This window comes from Devosia chinhatensis (assembly GCF_000969445.1).
GTDB lineage: Bacteria > Pseudomonadota > Alphaproteobacteria > Rhizobiales > Devosiaceae > Devosia > Devosia chinhatensis.
Genome location: NZ_JZEY01000031.1, coordinates 1 through 429 on the forward strand (window position 1 = coordinate 1; position 429 = coordinate 429).

Here is a 429-nt window from a genome sequence, read left to right on the forward strand (position 1 = left end):
TCGTCCAGGGCGTCGGGTGGCGGCCAGCGGGAGGAGAGTGGTGATGTGTCGCTGCGTCCATCCGGCTTTTCGGACTTCGTGGGCCAGGCTGCAGCGCGGGCCAATCTGGAGGTCTTCATCCAGGCAGCCCGACGGCGCGGCTCGGCGCTGGACGCTGTGCTGTTCGTCGGCCCGCCCGGCCTGGGCAAGACCACCCTGGCCCAGATCGTGTCCAAGGAACTGGGCGTCGGCTTTCGTGCCACGTCCGGCCCGGTCAGTGCCAAGGCGGGTGATCTTGCGGCGCTGCTCACCAATCACGAAGAGCGCGACGTGCTCTTCATCGATGAAATCCACCGCCTCAACCCGGCCAACGAGGAAGTGCTCTATCCGGCAATGGAGGATTTTCAGCGTGATCTGATCATCGGCGAGGGGCCCGCGGCCCGCTCCGTG

1 protein-coding gene is annotated in these 429 nt (G+C 66.7%); it reads left to right on the top strand.

Features of this window, described 5'->3' with window-relative positions:
- Window positions 1-45: 45 nt before the first annotated feature.
- Window positions 46-429, top strand: a 384-nt coding sequence (locus VE26_RS00140; protein ID WP_152658647.1) for an AAA family ATPase, incomplete at its 3' end; no start/stop codon positions are given.